Genomic DNA, 20,784 nt, shown 5'->3' with positions numbered 1-20,784 from the left:
CTTATTAAAACCACCCCGATATGGCTATTTCTGAGAAATATGGCCGTACCTATCATTTTCCGTTCTCGCCTGGTACGACCAGCGATGACCGTATACAGCATGATTATTGGCAACACATTACAGCCATCCCTCAGCTGATACACACGGAAAAACTGGACGGCGAAAATAATTGCCTGTCCCGCTATGGTGTATTTGCACGCTCACATGTAGCGCCCACAACATCTCCGTGAACAGAGAGTCTGCGCCGTTACTGGCAACTGATAAAACATGACCTGGGCAGCCTGGAAATATTTCTGGAAAACCTGTATGCGGTACATTCTATCGCTTACGGTCAACTTGATCATCATTTTTATGTATTCGCTGTCAGAGAAAACGGTCACTGGCTTAGCTGGGAAGAAACCTGCTTTTACGCAGCCATGCTTGACCTGCCGACGGTGCCTGTTATCAGACAATTGACAGCGCCACAACATAAAGCAGACTTCGAAAATGAGATTCTGACCATTGTAAAAGGCACTGGCAGCTTCGATGCACATGATGCTGCTACTGGTGCGCCAGCAACAATGGAAGGAGTTGTTACGCGTAATGCCGCAGGATTTCCTGTGTCTGCATTCGCAGAAAATGTATTTAAATATGTAAGAAAAGGGCACGTGAAAACAGATGTGCACTGGACGCGCAACTGGCGCAGAGCAGCCCTTAAATATGAAGGAGGTAATTATGTGGACCATCACCGATAATAAATCATGGGCACACCTGGAAGAACGTTACGACTGGGTGCGTGATATGCAACATGTCCCGCAGGATCCGGTACATCATGCGGAAGGCAATGTGGCAATACACACACAGCTAGTGCTGGAAGCATTGCAGGAGCAGGGCGCTTATCAGGTATTGTCTGCACAGGACCAGGAAATACTCTGGGCAGCGGCATTGCTGCACGATGTGGAGAAACGCAGCACAACGATTATTGAGTCCGACGGACATATCACTTCTGCCGGTCATGCCCGCAGGGGAGAAGGGACCGCACGCCAGATATTGTACCGGGAAATAGCGACGCCTTTTCACATACGGGAGCAGATTGCCAAACTGGTAAGGTTTCACAGTCTGCCTTTATGGCTACTGGAAAGAAGAGATCCTTTGCATACCATTATCCAGGCATCGTTGCAGGTAAATACAGCCCATCTGGCATTGCTGGCCCGCGCGGATATGCTGGGCCGTATTGCAGCGGATAAAGAAGACATGTTATACCGCATTGATTGCTTTGAGGAATATTGTAAAGAGCATCAATGCTGGGGGACTGCCTGGCCATTTGAAAACGCAGACGCGCGTATGCATTATCTGCATAGAGGAGATAGTGCCCCCGGTTATGTGCCTTACCATTCACCTGCCGTGAAAGTGGTGATCATGAGCGGTCTGCCCGGCGCCGGTAAGGATACTTATGTAATGCAACATTTTAAACAGCCGGATTGGGAGATCGTTTCGCTGGATGATATCCGCGTAAAAATGAAGATCAGTCCGACGGATAAAAGTGGGAACGGCACTGTTGTACAGGTAGCCAAAGAACAGGCCAGAGTATGCCTGCGCAACAAGCGTTCTTTTGTATGGAATGCGACCAATACCACGCACCAGATGCGGGAACAGTTGATCGCACTTTGCTTACAATATGACGCGCATGTCACTGTGATATACGTTGAGGTACCCCATAAGGAGCTATTCCGGCAGAACGGCGGGAGAGAGGCGATTGTTCCTGCTCCGGTCATGCATAAGCTGATCGGAAAACTCGAAATTCCTGATCTCACGGAAGCACACGAGGTAGTGTATCACGTACGCTAAAAATAGACAAGGGCCGGTATAACTTTACCGGCCTTTTTATTGTTATCTATCATATACGGTAACAATGAAAGGTCTGATATTCCTGCTGCTCCTTTCTTTCATCTGGATCGGCAGTATCATCTGCTCTGCATGGCGTCCTCCTGCTGTACCACAGGAAATGCCCGCATTTGCCGGTTCGGAAGCCTGTAAATCCTGTCATCGCGATATCTTCAATGATACACGTCATACGGCCCACTATCTTAGTTCCGCTTTACCCGATGATGCGCATATCAAAGGCAGCTTTGCTGCCGGCAAAAATGAATTTGTGTATAATCAGTGGATGGTATTGGTACTGGAAAAGAAGAAAGATCTTTTCTTGCAGACCGCCTACATGAATGGTATTCCTACAGAACAACGCGCTTTCGGTCTGGTCATCGGCTCAGGCAGAAAGGGACAGACATATCTCTATTGGGATAAAAATAACCTGTATCAGTTACCCGTCTCTTATTACGCTCCTGCTAATGACTGGTGCAATAGTCCGGGATATCCGCTGAATTACATCCGTTTTTACAGACCTATCCCTGCTACCTGCCTGGAATGTCATGCCAGTTATGCTGCAGCACAGGTAAAGAAAGACGGGAGTACCAGTTTCAATAAGAAATCTATCCTATATGGTATCGACTGTGAAAGATGCCATGGCCCGGCAGCTGCACATGTGGCTTTTCACACACAGCATCCGGATGAAAAGGCAGCCAATAGTATCATCAGTACCAAACAGCTGTCAAGACAGCAACGTCTCGATGCCTGTGCTTTGTGTCACTCCGGCTTAAGGAAGCAATTACAGCCTGCTTTTTCATTTACGGTCGGACAAAGACTTGACGACTTTTCAGTGCCGAATTATGATGTAGATACTGCCGGCGGACTGGATGTACACGGTAACCAATACGGTCTGCTGACTGCCAGCAAATGCTTTAAGATGTCCGCACAACTTGATTGTAGCTCCTGTCACAACGTACATATCAACGAGAGACATGATATGGCTACGTTCTCACAACGTTGTCTCAATTGCCATGCTACACATGATACGTGTACAGTGAAGGCATCCGCAGGTGTGATGTTAAAGGATAATTGTATCGACTGCCATATGCCGCAATTGCCTTCAAAGAAGATCACCTTGAAACTTGCCAGTGCAACGGCTGTTACGCCGGATCTTGTGCGTACACACCGTGTCGGGATCTACCCATAATATCCATTTCGGCTAAAGCAATAGTTAAAACGGTTAAATAGCACACGCAGATCTTACTCAACTTTGCTATATCAAAAAGCAATCATCATGCGTGTATTTGTAACAGGAGCCTCCGGATTTGTGGGGTCCGCAGTCGTAAAAGAATTAATTAACGCCGGGCATCATGTCCTGGGACTGGCCCGTTCTGAAGCAGCCGCGAAAAAAATCACTGCCTTGGGTGCTGATGTGCATCTTGGAGACCTGGCAGACCCTGAAAGCCTGTTGACGGCCGTTGCGAATGTTGACGGAGTGATCCATACAGGTTTCAATCACGACTTCTCAAAATTTGCAGAAAATTGCGAACTTGATCGTAAAGCAATTGAAGCAATGGGTGGTGTGTTAGCAGGGACAAGGAAGCCCTTTATTATCACTTCCGCTATCGGTGTGCTAACTTCGGTGGACAGACTGCTGACAGAAGATGATAAGCCTTCTCCAGCCAGCCATAATCCAAGAGTCGCCTCCGAACTGGCTGCCGGTGAACTGGTCGCAAAAGGAATAAAAGTCGCTGTTGTACGTTTACCGACTACCGTACATGGAGAAGGGGACCGTAGTGGGTTAGTACCAATTATGATGCGACTTGCAACAGAAAAAGGGTATACCGCCTATAAGGATGATGGCCTCAACCGTTGGCCCGCTGTACATGTGCTGGATACGGCGCGTTTATACAGATTAATAGTAGAGAAAGAATATCCAGCCGGCACCGTCGTTCATGCCATTACAGAAGAAGGGCTTTACTTTAAAGACATCGCTACCGCAATCGGAAAGCGGTTAAATCTGCCGACAGAAAGTAAGTCGCGGGAAGCAGCACCGGATTACTTTGGATGGTTTTCCCATTTTGCCGGATTAAATTGCGCGGCTTCCTCACAGCAGACACAAGCCTTCTTCGGCTGGCATCCGCAACATGCGACGTTGATGGAAGACCTGCAGGGGACTGTTTATTTTTCTGAAAAAAAATAAAGAATCATGTCAAAAGGCCAGCCATATCATTTTAAAAGCATCGCTGAGTTCCATCAGTTCAGAGGATTGCCGCAGCCAGAAAATCCCCTGATCAGCCTGATCGACGTCAGAGACCTGTTGTATGCACCTAACAGTGCATTTACATTGATCAATGATTTCTATTCGATATCGCTGAAGCGGAACTTTCCGTATAAAGTGAACTACGGTCAGCAGTCCTATGATTTCAATGATGGTGTTATGTTTTTTACATCACCAGGACAGGTGTTAAGGCTGGAAACCGGTGACGGTTCGTTTTCAGAAACTTCGGGATGGATACTGGCTTTCCATCCCGATCTTCTATGGAACACAGCTCTGGCAAAAACAATCAGACAATATGCGTACTTTGACTATGCTGTCAACGAGGCATTATTTCTTTCAGGAAAAGAGGAAACCATTATCAACGACATCGTGCAGCACATCAAAAATGAATATAGCGGCAATATGGACCGTCTAAGCCATGCCGTGCTCATTGCCCAGCTGGATTTATTGCTGATCTATTCGGAACGGTTTTATCAACGTCAGTTTATGACGCGCAGAATTGCCAGTCATCAGATACTCTCACGGCTGGAAGATCTTTTAAATGATTATTTTGAAAGTCCGGCGATAACCAATGAAGGCTTGCCTTCTGTCAGATATATCGCAGAAAGACTGAATATATCCCCTGGATACCTGAGTAGTTTGTTAAAGTCATTGACCGGACAGAATACACAACAACACTTACACAATAAATTAATCGATATCGCTAAGCAGAAGTTATCCACGACAAATCTTTCTGTTAGTGAGATTGCTTATGAACTGGGATTTGAACACCTGGCTTCTTTCAGTAAGTTATTCAAGGCAAAAACAAAGGTTTCTCCACAGGATTTCAGGGCCTCCTTTAATTAGTATGGAAAAGGGTTTAAGGGAAAAGGGCGGTTCGTGAGAATCGCCCTTTCCATATTCCTATTGCTTAACAAACTAAAACTTATAACTCAACGTCGCCCTCACATTAAACGGCGTCCCCGGAGTAAAATGTATCTCCGTCACCGGCGCAGCTTCGTCCTTCAACCTGCTCTCCGTCGCAAACTGCGTCTCATTCCATGCCGTATTAAAGATATTCTCTGTAATGACGCCAATTGTAAACTGCTTATACTGATAGCTGACATTTGCATCAGTTATACAATATCCTTTCGCGACAATGCTGTTATCTTCATTTGCCGGACGATGTCCCAGGTAACGGGTATTGATCCCTGCATTGATGCCGGAAGGATGATGCAGACTAACACCACCTGCAGCTGTGACCACCGGAGCTAAAGGAATATAGTTTTCTCCTTTTGCTTCTTCCGTTGCACGACCGTGTGTATAAGTAAAGTCGCCATTGATAAAGATCCATTTACCCAGCTGATAACGGGCGCCGACATCGATTCCTTTACGGCTGGTTTTTCCACTGGGTTCTACGATACCCGCGTCTCCCACATACACAAATTCCTGTTGCAGATAAAGGTACCACACAGCTGTATTCACTACCAGTTTGGAGACCGGTTTCCAGATCAAACCCAGATCTGCGCCATAGGCGGCCGGTAATGTGGATAAACCTTTCTGTTCGACTACAACGCGGGTATCATTGCTATGAAATCCCTTTCCTAATTTCAGGAAGTACTGGATTTTGTCGCTCGGATTATAGAGGAAGTTCAGCTTTGGACTCACGATAGATTTCCCTTGCGACTGTGTTGCATAAGTAGCAGCCAGTTTATCCACATAATCAAATTTGAAATGATCGACACGTACCGCCGGATTGATCAACCATTTACCTAATTTATAATCTGCGCTGACATACGCATACAGGTTCGTTTCATTGATATCACCCAGTTTCAGCTGCTCCAGCGTTGTTTTCCTGTTGACGGTGTGGGATAGTTCAATATCATTGACATCATCATTGCGTAAGCCGACAGCGCCTTTCAGTTCGATGGTGTTGTCTCCTACGTACACGGTTTTATTCAGTTCCGATTCAAATCCGAAGATGCTCCTGTTTTCTTTTTGTCTGAGCTGATCGCCATTCACGGGATCTTCCAGGAAGAAGGTGAAATTGGAATAGAGTTCAAAATGATAACGGCTGTAGTAGGCGGTATTTTTGATGAACGTATTTGCGTCGATATGCTTCAGGTATTGAAGATTCACATTGGTACGTCCGGTATTACCACCTTCCGTATTATCGATTGCTCCAAAGCGTGTGATGATACCTGCATCTACTGCACGTTGTGGAATCTGTCCGCTGGCGTCCCATTTACTGTTGAAATGAGAAACAGCTACTGACACTTTATCATTGTTATCGAGATAAGCCGTGTATTTGCCGATCAGGTTAATACGGTTGAAGTTCTGCGGAGAAATGAAATATCCGTCTGTCATCTGGTAATCAGCTGCCACATAGGCGGACTGCTTATTATCATTAACAAGGTTGAACATGCCCATGGTGCGATAGGTATTGAATTTACCCCCTTCAACAGTGATACTGCTGTGATCTAATCTTTCCCTTGTTTTGAAAGCGACATAACCGGCAGTGGCGAGGTTGCCCTTATCCGCATGATAAGGCCCTTTATCAAAGTCGATGTTTTCGATGGTCTCCGGTATCAGGAAGTGGAGGTCTGCATAACCCTGACCATGTGCATGACTGACCATATTCACCGGCATACCGTCCACACTGATGTTGATATCGGTTCCGTGGTCGATGTCAAAACCGCGCAGGAAGATCTGTTCTGCTTTGCCGCCACCGGCATGTTGGCCGATGAACAGGCCCGGTACTTTGCGTAGCAGTTCCTGTGAAGACTTCACGGGATTGGTTTTCAGATCAATGTCTGAAATGATGTTGAGGTGTTTCAGTGAAGTGGTGATGGCTACTTCGTTCAGTTGCAGGTCAGATGGCGCGAGGATAACACGCTGGTTCGCCTCTTTTAAAACGATTAGCTGTGTTTTAAAAGCCATCCGCGAAACTTTCAGAGAGTCGCCGGTTTGGGCGTCCTTCAAACGGAATACGCCCACTTCATTGGTATGCGTATGGGTACCGGTACGCTGGTTGTAAATAGTGACGTCCTGTAAGGGGTTTCTCTCCCGGTCGTAGACTGTGCCGCTGAATTGCTGTGCGGAGACGCCAAGCGTTAACAGACAAAGGGCTGCTGTAAAGATTTTGTACATAAAGTTGTGTGATTTTGAAAGCGCCTGGGAGGAACAGCGCCTTTGAATGCGCGAAGATATGAAAAGAGTTAACAATCCGTTAAAGATTTCAGCCATAAAATATTTCCGTTCATCCCATTTTCTTAGCATTTGGTTTGTGTTCGCGATAAACTATCTCTATATTAGCGCCTCGTCAAAAGGTCTCAACATTCTATTATTCCTCTTTTGACTTAATTTATTATAACGTTATGTTACTTAGATCGAAGAATCATGCAAGCCGGTCTCTGATGGGCATCTTGTGTCTCTGTGGTGTGGGGATGACCGTAGCCCATTCTGCTGCTGCGCAGACAGGCAAACTGCCATTGCAGGACCTATCCGCTTTCCGCGAGCCCGGCCAGAGCTGGAGTATCACCAGTGATGCCTCCGCAAAACTGGACAATCCGCACGTACTGGACGCTGTAGCTGGTACAGGAGTATTATTTAACATGCCGGATAAAAAACATCCGGGAAAAGACCTTTTCTCCAGCGCTGAATTTGGCGATGCAGATATTGAGCTGGACTACATGATGGCGCCAGGTTCAAACTCTGGTATTTATCTGCAGGGCAGGTATGAGATCCAGTTGCTGGACAGCTGGGGTACCAAAGCGCCTAAAGCAGGTGATAATGGTGGTATCTATGAGCGTTGGGATGATAGTCGTCCGAATGGTCTGCAGGGATACGATGGCCACGCGCCACGTGTAAATGCCAGCAAAGCGCCAGGTACCTGGCAGCATATAAAGATCTCCTTTATTGCTCCCCGTTTTGACGCTACGGGCAAAAAGATCGCAAATGCGCGTATGCTGCTGGTAGAACTGAATGGTGTGACCATCCAGGAAAACGTAGAACTGATGGGCCCAACCCGTGGCGCTATTGGTGGTGGCGATGAAAAAGCAACCGGTCCTTTACGCCTTCAGGGTGACCATGGCGCGGTTGCTTTCCGCAATATCGTGATCAACAAACCAGATGTTTCCCGTCCGTCAAACGAAAGAGACAGAGGGGTAGATCCTATCCTGGTAGATGCACCGGTAAACACTTTACTGCGCAGCTTCATGGATGTAAAAGATAATTACCGTATCGTTCACGCGATCTCTGTAGGCTCTCCTGAAAAAGTACATTACACTTACGACCTGGATAAAGGTATGATTGCGCAGGTATGGCGTGGCGAATTCCTCGATGCTACCCCAATGTGGCATGAAAGAGGTAATGGCTGCTCCCGTCCGCGTGGTGCAGTACAGTTCCTGGGTAAATCTTACTTCACACTGGGTAAACTCGCTTCTCCGCAGGCTGCCTGGACGACAGATACCACCGGTTCCGGTTTCCGTCCAAAAGGATATGTACTGGATGAAAACGATCTGCCTACTTTCCGCTACCAGGTATACGGTACTTCCGTATCGGATGTGGTACGTGTGCTGAGCGAAGGTCGTGGTATTCACCGTGAACTGTCAGTAGCTGCTCCTGTTGAAGGACTATACGCTAAACTGGCGGAAGGTGCTGCGATAGAAAATCCTTCCAAAGATTTGTATGTAATAGATGGTAAATCGTATTACCTGCAGCTCGAAGATGCAGGTGGTGAGAAACCTGTTATCCGTGACGGTGCAGGCGTAAAAGAACTCATCATCCCTGTTCGCAGTAAACTGAGTTATTCCATCCTTTTCTAATTCCTTTCGACTATTACAATGAAAAACATTTATAAGGCAATCATAAAAAAGACCACCCTGTACTCGCTGCTGATAGCTGCGGCGACGGGTGTTACTTCCGGGGTACGTGCCCAGGAAACGCCTAAAGAAGAAGACTTTTATAAGATCCTGAAGGTATCTTCTCCTGAAGGTACTTTGCTGGAAGTAGGCGGTCTGACCGTATTACCTAACGGTAACTTAGGTGTATCTACCCGTCGTGGTGAGGTATATATCGTGGAAAACCCGACCAGCCGCAAACCTTACTTCCGTAAGTTTGCCAGCGGTTTGCACGAGATCCTCGGTCTGGTATGGAAAGATGGTGCTTTCTACTGCGCACAGCGTGGTGAACTGACCAAACTGGAAGATACCAACATGGACGGCAAGGCAGATGTATACGAAACTGTATTTGCATGGCCGCTGTCTGGTCACTACCATGAGTATAGCTTCGGTCCGAAACTGGCGCCTGATGGCTCCTTCTTCGTATCCGGCAACGTAGCTTTCGGTAACCAGGAATGGTGGAGAGGTGAAAGCCGTGTTCCATGGAGAGGCTGGATGATGCACATCTTCCCTGATGGTCATATGGAACCTTATGCTACAGGTTTCCGTTCTCCTTGTGGTCTGGGTATGATCAACGGTGAATTGTTCTATACCGATAACCAGGGTGACTGGTTCGGTTCCGGTGGTGTATGGCAGGTAAAACAAGGTGATTTCATCGGTCATCCTGCAGGTTTACGCTGGACAAATCAGCCTAACTCTCCGGTGAAGCTGACTACAGAAAAGTTCTATTCTTTTGTGGATGAAGGTCGTCCGAAAGATGCAAACGGTAATTATACCAAACCTGAGAACAGCACCACTGCTCCATTCGTAACACTGATGGATGTAAAGAAGAATATCCCTGAACTTCGCCTGCCGGCAGTTGTACTGCCACACGGTATCCAGGGTATCTCTAACTCTGAGATCGTACAGATCCCTGAAGGTTCTTTCGGTCCTTTCGCCGGCCAGTTGCTGGTAGGTGATCAGGGTCAGAGTAAGATCATGCGTGTCGTAATGGAGAAAGTAAAGGGTGAATACCAGGGTGTGTCTTTCGATCTGCGTAACGGTTTCCAGTCAGGTGTACTGCGTATGGCATGGTCTAAAGACGGTTCAACCTTATTCGTAGGTGAAACCAACCGTGGTTGGGGTTCTGCCGGTGAAGCAAACGAAGGTCTGCAACGCCTGGTATGGAACGAGAAAATGCCTTTCGAAATGAAAACGATCAAGGCAATGCCGGACGGTTTTGAAATCGAGTTTACTTTACCGGTAAATAAGAAATCAGCGGAAGACCTGGCTTCTTACTCTGTAGAAAGCTTTACTTATAAATACCACTCTGTATACGGTAGCCCTATGGTGAATATTGCAAAATGTCCGGTAAAAGGTGTGAAAGTATCTGAAGACGGATTGAAAGCAAGAATCATCGTAGACAGTCTGCGTAAGGATTATGTGCATAATATCACCCTGGAGGGCGTGCGTGAAAAAGACAATTCTTATTCACTGGTACACCCAACCGGTTACTATACTATCCACAACTTCCCTGACGGCGAAAAACTGCCTTTAAGCCAGGCAAGTACTTTCAACTCTGCGAAAGTACAGGCTGCTGCTGCCGCTGAAAAAGCGAAAACAGCTGCTAAAGACGCTGCTAAAGGAACCACTGCTGCTGCAAAAACAGCTGCTGCTGCCGCTCCTGCTGTTGCCAAAGTACCTACTTACGACGAGGTGAAACCACTGCTGGCAAAATATACCTGCGTAGCTTGTCACAATGCAAGCAAACGTCAGGTAGGTCCGGCTTTCGTGGATGTAGCAAAACGTAAATATTCTAACGAACAGATCCTGAAACTGCTCGCTAATCCTAAGCCGCAGAACTGGCCTGATTACGCGACAGAAATGCCGCCAATGCCACAGGTACCTCGTGCCGATGGTTTGAAAATCGCTGCCTGGATCAATTCATTGAAATAATCGGGGGGACTATACGCCGGTTGCAAGCGCCGGGTAATTTAACCTTTAAAAGGGCCGTTCGCAGTAGCGTACGGCCCTTTTACATTTTTCAGGAGATAAAAAAGTATTAGCAGGGAAGGGGAGCTCCGGCATAGCTAAAGCATGTATGCGTCGTATATACTCCCTGTATGCGTCGTGTATAAAGTATGAAGACCTTTCCGGGAATACCGGAAAATTATATAAAAGATTATCAGTCAATTAATAAGGTAAAAAGTTAAAGGCCTCACGGGTACTCCGTAAGGCCTTTAACCATTATTTTCTGATACTATATTAACAGTATTATCTTAGAACTGATTTTTCCACATCATGCTTTCTACCGGCTTGATCGTGCGGCCATTATATTTGGCGTTCCCTTTTTGGTTGTAGAAAGTTTCCACATCGCCTTCTACTACAAAATAGATCAGCTGTCCGATCGGCATACCTGCATACACACGTACAGGCTGTGCACAGGAGATTTCCAGTGTCCAGGTATTACAGAAGCCTACATCGCCTTTACCGGCAGTTGCGTGAATGTCGATACCCAGGCGGCCGGTGCTGGATTTACCTTCCAGGAATGGCACATGGGCGTGGGTTTCAGTGTATTCGAGGGTTACACCAAGATAAAGCGTACCTGGTTGCAGCACATACCCTTCTTCCGGTATTTCAAAATGCTCGATCTCGTTGTGTGCACGGGCGTCCAGTATTCTGTCTTTGTAAGTTGCCAGGTATTTGCCCAGATGTACGTCGTAAGAGTTGGTGCCGAGATATTTCCGGTCATAAGGCGAAATAACGATGGTGCCTTTTTCAATTTCCTCCAATATCCTTTTGTCTGACAGGATCATAGATCGGGTGTAATTGGTTTTGTTGTCTTAATGAGTAGTTAGTTTAATGCATTCTGCATTCAGCTTTTTGCATTAATTTGGCAAGATATGCCATTAATACGTACCATACAAATAAACCCCGGCTGCCGGTTGGGGGTGTGGAGAATAGAAGAGGAAGAGGCTTTTTTCCGGGAGAAGGTGAATATCTCTCCTGCGATACACCATCCGCATAAGCGATTGCAGCATTTTGCAGGGCGCTACCTGCTCCAGGAATTATTCCCGGGTTTTCCGCTCTCCAGCATACAGATCATGCAGAGCCGGAAGCCTTACCTGGAAAGCAACAGTCTGCATTTTTCCATCTCCCATTGCGGGGATAATATCGCTGCCATCGTCAGCAGTAACGGCGCTGTAGGTATTGATATTGAAGATGTAAAACCTAAAATAGAAGCAGTCTCCCACAAGTTTTTATCGCCGGAAGAGCGTGCTTTTATTGATCCCGTGAACGCCCTGCCCCATAAGACGATCTGCTGGAGCGCGAAAGAGGCTGTTTATAAGTGGTATGGACTTGGAGGGGTTGATTTTAGAGAAAATATGCAACTTGCACCCTTTATTTTTCAGCCTAGAGGCTTCCTTACGTGCAATTTTAACAAAGCGGATAAAAATGCACGGTTATATTTGCAATATCTCATGGAAAATGAACTGTGTCTGACCTGGACAAACGACGTCGAAGATCTCACAGTTCCCACCATAGCAGAGAACGCAGCTTCAGGACATTAATGTTTAAAAACTGGTATTTTGAAAATTTTCTTACTCGGCTTTATGGGCGCCGGCAAAACTTACTGGGGAAAACAGCTGGCAGAACACCTGTCACTGCCCTTCTATGATCTGGATGATGTAATCGTCGAATCAGAAGCAATGTCCATCAGCGATATCTTTGCGACTAAAGGAGAAGATTATTTTCGTCAGCAGGAAAACTACTGGCTGAAAGAACTATCCCGCAATGAAAGCTTTGTAATATCCTGTGGCGGCGGTGCTCCCTGCTTCCAGGATAACATGGACATCATGAACGAGAACGGCGCTACCATCTGGCTCAATCCCAAATTATCCCTGATCGTGGACCGCCTCAAACGTAAAAAGTCTAAACGTCCCCTGATCCAGGATCTCGATGATGATGAACTGCTTGGTTTCGTTGAAAAGAAACTCGCAGAACGTATTCCGTTCTACGAACAGGCACAGATCACCATCGCGGAATCTGAAACGATCAACCTCGACTCTTTCACACAAAGACTGGCTGATATCAAAGCATAAGTGAAAGCAGTACCCAGGTCTGGTCAGTTTCCTGCAAAGCCTTTGCTATGCGCATCCGTAGCACTCCTGAAGCTACGTTTGTAAGTACGGAAAAGGTAGCAGATCACTGCGGATAAACGGGTGCAATTACATAACAGTATAGCCGGGACCGGCTTGACAGGATACCATACAGTTTCAAAATACCACAACCGTAATTTCCAGTAGTCCCATCACAGTGAGCCTTACCGGATATCCTGACTAATGTCATAGTCCCCCTGCCTGGAAAGCACTAATATCGCACAGTTTTCAGCAATGAAAACAAGGCTTTAAAAGCAGCACAACACCAGGCAATACTATTATCACATAACAAACATCAATCTATCAATGCATAAGGGATTTCTCATCATCGCATCGGTATTAGGTGCGCTGGCCGTAACATTGGGCGCTTTCGGCGCACATAAGCTGAAAGAGCTTGTACCACCGGAAACAGTCGGCACATTTCAGACAGGCGTTACTTATCAGTTCTATCATACCTTCGCCCTCCTGGCAGTAGGTATCCTCTTTGCTCACCTGTCGCCTGCCGCTGGTGGTTTGCTCGAATGGGCCGGCCGCTGCTTCTTTATCGGCGTAATACTGTTCTCCGGCTCGCTCTACATCCTGACCATGCTGAAAGCTACGGAAACCGTAGGTCTCAGCAAGATCGGTATTGTGACGCCTATCGGTGGACTCTTCTTTATCGCCGGCTGGGTTTGTCTCATCCTGGCCTTACTGAAGAAGTAAGTTCGTTGATACAAATACCACACATTGCTACAATAAACGACACTATCCAGGGGCTGACCGCAAAGGTTTAGCCCCTGTAATTTTAACATCCGCTCAACACTTGACAGCACGATAATTGCTGCATACCGGATCACCAAAAACACAAAGCTCAAACCATGCTCAGATATCTGATTATCATTTGCCTTTTTATTACAGGAACAGTGACTGCACAGGACATGAACGGCAACTGGTACGGCGTTTTCACCACTCCACAGGGTCAGAAACAACGTTTGCAGCTACAGCTCTCACGTGGTGTCGGTTATCAGCTCAAAGGCGTCCTGAAAAGCCCTGACATCGCAAAGGATGATATTGCACTGGACACTATCTGGTACAAAAACGGATACCTGAATTTTGCCATCAACAAGATCAGTCTTAAATACAGCGGTAACTGGAACTCTATCAGAAGCCGCTTCGAAGGCGCCTTCGAGCAGGTGGGTAATAAAACGACCCTCAACTTCTCCCGCGATGATGTGAAAGACCTGACCGTGACCCGTTTCCAGGACCCTTCTCCCAATACGGTGTATGATGTTGAAGAGGTTAAATTTGTTGATCCGGTAGACAAAGTCCTGCTCAGCGGCAGCTTTAGTCATCCCGGCGTAAACGCACCCTTTCCGGTGATCGTACTGATCTCCGGCGCCGGACAACAAAACCGTGACAACGAAATACTGGATCACCGTCCTTTCGCGGTACTGACCGATTACCTGGTAAAACACGGCATCGCTACCCTGCGTCTCGATGATCGTGGAATAGGAGAGAGCACCGGCAATTATGACTCTTCCGGTATCTTCAATTTTGCAGAAGATGTAAAAGCCGCCGTTTCCTGGTTGCGCAAAAATAAACTCGCGGATACTGCCGCTATCGGATTACTCGGTTACGCCGAAGGAGGCGCAGTCGCACAGATCGTGGCTGCCGCAGATTCCAATATCGCATTCGTCATCAACATGGCCTCTCCGGGTCTGGATGGTCGCGAGGCATACAATCGCCGTCTTGTACAGACGGCCCTGGCATACGGTGAAAAAGAAGCTTATGTGGAAGGATATGTCAGCAGCTATCAGCGCTACCTGAATGTGCTGGCACTGACCAATCACCCTGCCGAAAGACAGCGTAAAGCATCCGCCGAACTGACAGCTATCTATAACCATTTTGGCGACAGCACCAATACAGTTGGCAGACAACACTTTATAGAAACTACCTACGCGGTAGACACAAAAGCGGAAGCTTTGTCCCTGTTACAATACGATCCTGCTGCTTATCTCTCAAAAATAAAATCTCCTGTCCTGGCCATTAACGGTTCAGAAGACATCTTCAATGAAGCCACTTCCAACCTGAAAGGCATCGAAAGCGGTCTGATAAAAGGTGGTAATCAATTCGTTACTATACGCACATTCGCTGGTCTGAACCACCTTTTTCAGCGTTGTAACACCTGTAGCGCCGAAGAATATGCCACCATTGACGAGACAATAAACCCTGCCGTATTGGAGTTTATCACAAGATGGGTACAGTTGTTGTACTAGAAGGCGCTTGCGCGCCCTTTTAGTAATTAGGAATTAACAATTAATAATTAAGAATTTGCCGCTTACTGTGTCCTGTGGTTAGAAAAGCATTACTGTTCTAATTGATAATATGAGCATAGCGACTTCTTAACTCACCGAGGAGTCCTGAAGACGCCAATTCTTAATTCTTAATTTTTAATTCTTAATTCATAATCGCTAACCAAGAATTAATTTCTTAAATATGATTAAGCGTCCGTACTTTTGGGACGGCTATAACGTATGTCTAAAAATAAACTGAAAACAGAAAAACCGGAGAGTAAGAAACCTCGAAGCAGTGACCCCAACGTACTAAAGCAGGACAAAGAAGCAGAGGTAAAAGTAAAAGAATTAGTCAAGGACGAGAGAACCCATAAAGTTTTAGGGGTGATCTGCTTGTTGTTATCGCTCTACTGTTTTATCGCATTTACATCTTATCTCTTTACCTGGGAAGAAGACCAGGATAAGGTATTTCGTTATTCTGCCAGCATTCTGCTGATGGATATGGATAGCGTAAGGGTGGAAAACCTCCTGGGGAGGTTAGGGGCCTTCGTCTCTCATTGGTTCTTCTATAAAGGTTTTGGTATCGCATCTTACCTGTTTTGCTACCTGTTCTTTATCCTCGGCGTCAACTTCGTAGTAGGCCGCAGGGTATTCCGTGTGTGGCGAAATCTCAAATACATTCTTTTCGGTTTGCTGTTCATCAGTACAACCGCCGCTTTTGTGTCCTCCTTTTCCGACTTCCCATGGGGAGGCGCAATGGGGGATACTGTCAATCATTGGATGATTGGTTTCCTCGGAAGGGCAGGAGCGGCTTTGTTGTTGTTGGTAGCCGGATTGTCCTGGCTGATCTGGAAATACAACCTCGATTTCAAATGGCTGGAACAACGGCTCAAATCAAAACCCAAGCCTGCTGTAGCACCGGCGGCTACACCGGAACCTGCGGTGATAGCAGTGACGCCGATGTCGAACAATGCCACTGCCGCTAAAAACAACGCAAAAGAGAAAGAGAAGGAAAAAGAAAACAGACGTACGAATACACTGAAGGAGTCAAATGTAGCAGTTATCCCGCCGCCGGATGAAGAAGATGAACTGCCGGAAATGCAGCTCATTGAACGGGGCAGCGCTTCTATCACCCTGATCCCGCCGGCACATACGCATGTACCGGAAGAAGTGGAAGAAGAAGAGATGGAAGAAGAACTGGAAGAAGAGGAAGAAGATCCGGGACCATTGTTATATATCGAAGAAACCGTCGAGCAAACAAACGCACGCCGTAACAAGAAACCAAATGCAGAAGATGTCGCCTGGGAAATCAAACCTTCTGTAGAAGAAAATGAAGACGAAGCAGAAGAGGCGCCCAAAAGACCCGCAGTACAGCTGGACCCTTATGAACCAACCCTCGACCTGCGCGATTATAAATATCCTACGCTGGAATTGCTGGACAGCCACAATACCGAAAAGATCGTACAGGATGCCGGAGAACTGGACAGAAACAAAGACCAGATTATCAATACCCTGAAGAACTACGATATCGCTATCCAGAAGATCAGCGCTACTGTAGGTCCGACCGTGACCCTGTACGAAATCGTACCGGCCGCCGGGGTGCGTATCTCCCGTATCAAAAACCTGGAAGATGATATCGCCCTCAGTTTGTCAGCACTGGGTATCCGTATCATCGCGCCAATTCCGGGTAAAGGTACCATTGGTATTGAGGTGCCTAATGTGAAGAAAAGTATGGTGTCGCTGAGAAACCTGATCGCTTCTGAGAAGTTCCAGCAAAGTACCATGGACCTGCCGATTGCTATCGGTAAAAAGATTGATAACGAGAACTTTATAGCGGATCTGGCAAAAATGCCGCACTTGCTGATGGCAGGTGCGACCGGTCAGGGTAAATCCGTGGGTATCAATACGTTATTGGTTTCCCTGCTCTATAAAAAGCATCCTTCCCAGCTGAAGTTTGTACTGGTCGATCCGAAGAAAGTGGAGCTTTCCCTCTATAAGCTGATTGAAAAGCACTTCCTGGCCAAACTGCCGGGGGAAGAGGATGCCATTATTACAGATACCAAAAAGGTGATCCATACTCTGAATGCCCTTTGTATTGAGATGGACCTCCGCTACGACCTCCTGAAAGAGGCGGGTACCCGTAACATCAAGGAATACAATAATAAATTCGTTCAGCGCAGACTGAATCCGCAGCGTGGCCACCGCTACCTTCCATTTGTCGTACTGGTGGTGGACGAGTTCGCCGATCTGATTATGACGGCAGGTAAAGAGGTGGAAATGCCGATTGCCCGCCTGGCACAGCTGGCCCGTGCGGTAGGTATCCACCTGATCATTGCAACACAGCGTCCTTCCGTAAATATCATCACCGGTACCATCAAAGCCAACTTCCCGGCCCGTATCGCGTTCAAGGTATCGTCCAAGATCGACTCCCGTACCATCCTGGATACCGGCGGCGCCGAACAGCTAATTGGTCAGGGTGACATGCTGGTGTCCTTTAACGGGGAACTGGTACGTCTCCAGTGTGCTTTCGTCGATACCCCGGAAGTGGAAAGAGTGGCAGAATATATCGGTGAACAGCGTTCCTATCCGGAAGCCTATCTGTTGCCGGAATATGTGGATGACAAGGACATGGAAGGAAAAGAGATCAGTCTGCAGGACCGAGATCCGCTCTTCGAAGAAGCTGCCCGCGTGATTGTACAGAACCAGCAAGGGTCTACTTCACTGCTGCAACGCCGTATGAAACTGGGTTATAACCGTGCAGGCCGCCTGATGGACCAGCTGGAAGCAGCGGGCATTGTCGGACCGAACCTGGGTAGTAAGGCGAGAGAGGTAAATGTGAAGACAGAGGCTGATTTAGAGGAGATTCTGAACGATCTCGGCTGATAGTCGTACTTTTGGCTTTATATTAACTTTAGAAATAAACCTATCGGCACAACATTTGTCAAACTAACAGCAAGAAACAAAACTTACGAAAAATGAAGAGAATTTTATTACTGGCCATGTTGACGGGCGGAATTGTAGTGAATGGCATGGCTCAGACCAAGACGCCAGTGGGCAGTCTGGGTAAAAACGATCCAAAAGCAAAAGCAATACTCGACGGGGTGAGCAAGAAGTTTGCCCAGTTAAAATCAGTAGTCGCTAATTTTGTTTTGAAAGTAGAAGGCGCTAATAACAGTGTAACTGACTCTAAGAAAGGTACCGTTTACCTGAAAGGAGCCAAATATAAAGTGAACCTGGATGGTCAGGAACTGATCAGTGATAACAAAACGACCTGGACATACACAAAAGATGCTAACGAGGTAACAATCAACAATGTAGACCCTAACAGCACTTCCCTGTCGCCAGCTAAACTGTTCACCAATTTCTACGATAAAGATTATCTGTACCGCCTGGATGGAGAAACTACCGAAAAAGGAAAAGTACTCCAGAACATCGAAATGACACCTACAGATAAATCAAAGAACGTATTCAAAGTGATCGTTTCTATCGATAAGAAAGGCCAGAACATCGCTAAGATGAAGGTTTACGAGAAAAACGGCAATCATTATACATACGAGATCACCAACTTCACACCAAACGGAAGTGTGACCGACGCTACCTTTAGCTTCGATCCTAAGAAATACCCTGGTGTAGAGGTGGTTGACCTCCGCTAAAATATTGATGGGTCTTCGCGACCGAAGACGAGAAAAGCCTGGCTATTTTTGGCCGGGCTTTTTACATTTTATTGTTACCTTTGGCAAGTTTAAATTAAAATTAAGCAATATGGCATACGACGTAATCGTAATTGGTAGTGGCCCTGGTGGATATGTGGCTGCTATCCGTGCTTCTCAGCTGGGATTTAAGACGGCAATCGTTGAAAGAGAGAGCCTGGGCGGTATTTGTTTGAACTGGGGCTGTATTCCCACGAAAGCATTATTGAAGTCCGCACAGGTGATGGAATATATACAGCACGCCAAAAATTATGGAATTAACGCAGGCGAAAGTACCGCTGACTTTGATGCCGTAATTAAGCGTAGTCGTGGCGTGGCTGACAAGATGAGTAAGGGCGTTCAGTTCCTGATGAAGAAAAACAAGATCGACGTACTGGTAGGTAACGGTAAGCTGAAATCCAAAACGCAGGTAGAAGTAACTGATAAGGATGGTAAGGCGACCGTACATGATGCTAAATACATTATCCTGGCAACCGGTGCTCGTGCCCGCGAACTGCCAAACCTGAAAATAGATGGTAAGAAGGTAATTGGCTATCGTGAAGCAATGGTATTGCCAAAACAGCCTAAATCCATGATCGTTGTAGGTTCAGGCGCAATCGGTGTTGAATTCGCTTATTTCTACGCAACCCTGGGTACTAAAGTAACCATCGTTGAGTTCATGCCGCGTATCGTTCCGGTGGAAGACGAAGATATCTCTAAAGAACTGGAGAAAATCTACAAGAAGAAAGGTATCGAAGTCATGACCAATGCATCCGTTGAAGCTGTTGAAGCAAATGGTGAAGGCGTGAAAGCAAAAGTGAAAACTGCTACCGGTGAAGTATTCCTGGAAGCTGACGTAGTACTGAGCGCTGTAGGTATCGCTGCTAATATCGAAAACCTGGGCCTCGAAGCACTGGGTATCAAAACTGACAAAGGCAGAGTAACTGTAGATAAATACTACCAGACCAACGTACCTGGCGTTTTCGCTATCGGTGACATGGTTCCTGGTCAGGCACTCGCACACGTTGCTTCTAAAGAAGGTATCATCTGCGTGGAAGCAATTGCTTACGGAGAGAAGAAATATGCGCACAAACCTGAGCCTATCGACTACATGAACATTCCTGGTTGTACTTATTGTGCACCTGAAATCGCTTCTGTAGGTTACACTGAGAAAGCAGCAAAAGAAGCTGGTTACGAAGTGAAAGTAGGTAAATTCCCATTCTCTGCTTCTGGTAAAGCAACTGCTGCCGGCGCTACTGAAGGTTTCGTAAAAGTAATCTTCGACGCTAAATACGGCGAGTGGTTAGGTACCCACATGATCGGTGCTAACGTTACAGAAATTATCGCGCAGACAGTAACTGCACGTAAACTGGAGACTACTTACCAGGAAGTACTGGATTCAATTCACCCGCACCCAACTATGAGCGAATCTGTAAAAGACGCGATAGAAGTGGCTTACGGCGAAGCGATTCACCTGTAATCTGAAGTATTTAAATGAGTTTATAAAAAGAAAGAGCGTACCGTGAGGTACGCTCTTTCTTTTTCAATTAGGAATTAGGAATTAAGAATTAGGAATTACGTTTCAAAGTGCATCCTATACATCCAATAACTCACCACCACCCAAAAGCCAAAAGAAACGCAGGAATTAAGCGAAGGTTTTCAGATGGCAAAGCGGAC

The 20,784-nt window shown here is 46.6% G+C and carries 17 protein-coding genes; 15 read left to right on the top strand and 2 right to left on the bottom strand.

From position 1 onward, the window contains the following. Positions 1 to 20 precede the first annotated feature (20 nt). The 6 genes from CPIN_RS39245 (at position 21) to CPIN_RS31035 (ending at position 4,972) form a co-directional block, all read left to right on the top strand. Complete coding sequence (locus CPIN_RS39245) at positions 21 to 230, top strand: RNA ligase family protein (protein WP_222838164.1); 210 nt, start codon at positions 21 to 23, stop codon at positions 228 to 230. A 9-nt stretch (positions 231 to 239) separates the two neighbouring features. Next, positions 240 to 734, top strand: a complete 495-nt coding sequence (locus CPIN_RS31055) for an RNA ligase family protein (protein ID WP_222838286.1) — start codon at positions 240 to 242, stop codon at positions 732 to 734. Then, positions 715 to 1,827: an AAA family ATPase gene (locus tag CPIN_RS31050; RefSeq protein WP_012793848.1), complete on the top strand. Its 1,113-nt coding sequence runs from the start codon at positions 715 to 717 to the stop codon at positions 1,825 to 1,827. Before CPIN_RS31055 ends, CPIN_RS31050 begins: the two co-directional genes overlap by 20 nt. Before the next feature lie 64 nt (positions 1,828 to 1,891). Continuing rightward, positions 1,892 to 3,052 carry a multiheme c-type cytochrome gene (locus tag CPIN_RS31045; RefSeq protein ID WP_012793847.1) on the top strand — a complete coding sequence of 387 codons (1,161 nt, stop codon included), beginning with the start codon at positions 1,892 to 1,894 and terminating at the stop codon, positions 3,050 to 3,052. A gap of 87 nt (positions 3,053 to 3,139) precedes the next feature. Beyond that, positions 3,140 to 4,048 carry an SDR family oxidoreductase gene (locus CPIN_RS31040; protein ID WP_012793846.1) on the top strand — a complete coding sequence of 303 codons (909 nt, stop codon included), beginning with the start codon at positions 3,140 to 3,142 and terminating at the stop codon, positions 4,046 to 4,048. Between the two features lie 6 nt (positions 4,049 to 4,054). Next, positions 4,055 to 4,972: a helix-turn-helix domain-containing protein gene (locus CPIN_RS31035; protein ID WP_012793845.1), complete on the top strand. Its 918-nt coding sequence runs from the start codon at positions 4,055 to 4,057 to the stop codon at positions 4,970 to 4,972. Between the two features lie 72 nt (positions 4,973 to 5,044). Here CPIN_RS31035 and CPIN_RS31030 read toward each other — a convergent pair whose 3' ends face one another. Further along, the gene (locus tag CPIN_RS31030; protein WP_012793844.1) at positions 5,045 to 7,255 is read right to left on the bottom strand and encodes a TonB-dependent receptor; all 2,211 of its coding nucleotides are present in this window, start codon (positions 7,253 to 7,255) and stop codon (positions 5,045 to 5,047) included. Between the two features lie 227 nt (positions 7,256 to 7,482). On the opposite strand from CPIN_RS31030, the gene CPIN_RS31025 reads away from it, so the two are divergent. Continuing rightward, positions 7,483 to 8,931, top strand: coding sequence for a 3-keto-disaccharide hydrolase (locus CPIN_RS31025; protein ID WP_012793843.1), 1,449 nt, complete (start codon positions 7,483 to 7,485; stop codon positions 8,929 to 8,931). Between the two features lie 18 nt (positions 8,932 to 8,949). Then, positions 8,950 to 10,941, top strand: a complete 1,992-nt coding sequence (locus tag CPIN_RS31020) for a membrane protein (RefSeq protein ID WP_012793842.1) — start codon at positions 8,950 to 8,952, stop codon at positions 10,939 to 10,941. 323 nt (positions 10,942 to 11,264) lie between these two features. Here the strand turns inward: CPIN_RS31020 and dcd are convergent, their stop codons facing one another. Further along, positions 11,265 to 11,801, bottom strand: a complete 537-nt coding sequence (gene dcd / locus CPIN_RS31015) for a dCTP deaminase (protein WP_012793841.1) — start codon at positions 11,799 to 11,801, stop codon at positions 11,265 to 11,267. 87 nt (positions 11,802 to 11,888) lie between these two features. On the opposite strand from dcd, the gene CPIN_RS31010 reads away from it, so the two are divergent. The 7 genes from CPIN_RS31010 (at position 11,889) to lpdA (ending at position 20,587) form a co-directional block, all read left to right on the top strand. Next, positions 11,889 to 12,557 carry a 4'-phosphopantetheinyl transferase family protein gene (locus tag CPIN_RS31010; RefSeq protein ID WP_012793840.1) on the top strand — a complete coding sequence of 223 codons (669 nt, stop codon included), beginning with the start codon at positions 11,889 to 11,891 and terminating at the stop codon, positions 12,555 to 12,557. A gap of 18 nt (positions 12,558 to 12,575) precedes the next feature. Further along, positions 12,576 to 13,088, top strand: coding sequence for a shikimate kinase (locus tag CPIN_RS31005; protein ID WP_012793839.1), 513 nt, complete (start codon positions 12,576 to 12,578; stop codon positions 13,086 to 13,088). 363 nt (positions 13,089 to 13,451) lie between these two features. Continuing rightward, positions 13,452 to 13,847: a DUF423 domain-containing protein gene (locus CPIN_RS31000; protein ID WP_012793838.1), complete on the top strand. Its 396-nt coding sequence runs from the start codon at positions 13,452 to 13,454 to the stop codon at positions 13,845 to 13,847. Positions 13,848 to 14,002: 155 nt separating this feature from the next. After that, the gene (locus CPIN_RS30995; protein WP_012793837.1) at positions 14,003 to 15,400 is read left to right on the top strand and encodes an alpha/beta hydrolase family protein; all 1,398 of its coding nucleotides are present in this window, start codon (positions 14,003 to 14,005) and stop codon (positions 15,398 to 15,400) included. Positions 15,401 to 15,658: 258 nt separating this feature from the next. Beyond that, positions 15,659 to 18,301 (top strand): FtsK/SpoIIIE family DNA translocase, encoded by a 2,643-nt coding sequence (locus CPIN_RS30990; protein ID WP_012793836.1) that lies wholly within the window; start codon positions 15,659 to 15,661, stop codon positions 18,299 to 18,301. Positions 18,302 to 18,393: 92 nt separating this feature from the next. Then, complete coding sequence (locus tag CPIN_RS30985) at positions 18,394 to 19,071, top strand: outer membrane lipoprotein periplasmic chaperone LolA1 (RefSeq protein WP_012793835.1); 678 nt, start codon at positions 18,394 to 18,396, stop codon at positions 19,069 to 19,071. Positions 19,072 to 19,180: 109 nt separating this feature from the next. Beyond that, the gene (gene lpdA, locus CPIN_RS30980) at positions 19,181 to 20,587 is read left to right on the top strand and encodes a dihydrolipoyl dehydrogenase (RefSeq protein ID WP_012793834.1); all 1,407 of its coding nucleotides are present in this window, start codon (positions 19,181 to 19,183) and stop codon (positions 20,585 to 20,587) included. The last annotated feature ends 197 nt before the right edge of the window (positions 20,588 to 20,784 follow it).

The organism is Chitinophaga pinensis DSM 2588, from assembly GCF_000024005.1.
Taxonomy (GTDB): domain Bacteria; phylum Bacteroidota; class Bacteroidia; order Chitinophagales; family Chitinophagaceae; genus Chitinophaga; species Chitinophaga pinensis.
This window is presented reverse-complemented; position numbering and strand designations above follow the sequence as displayed.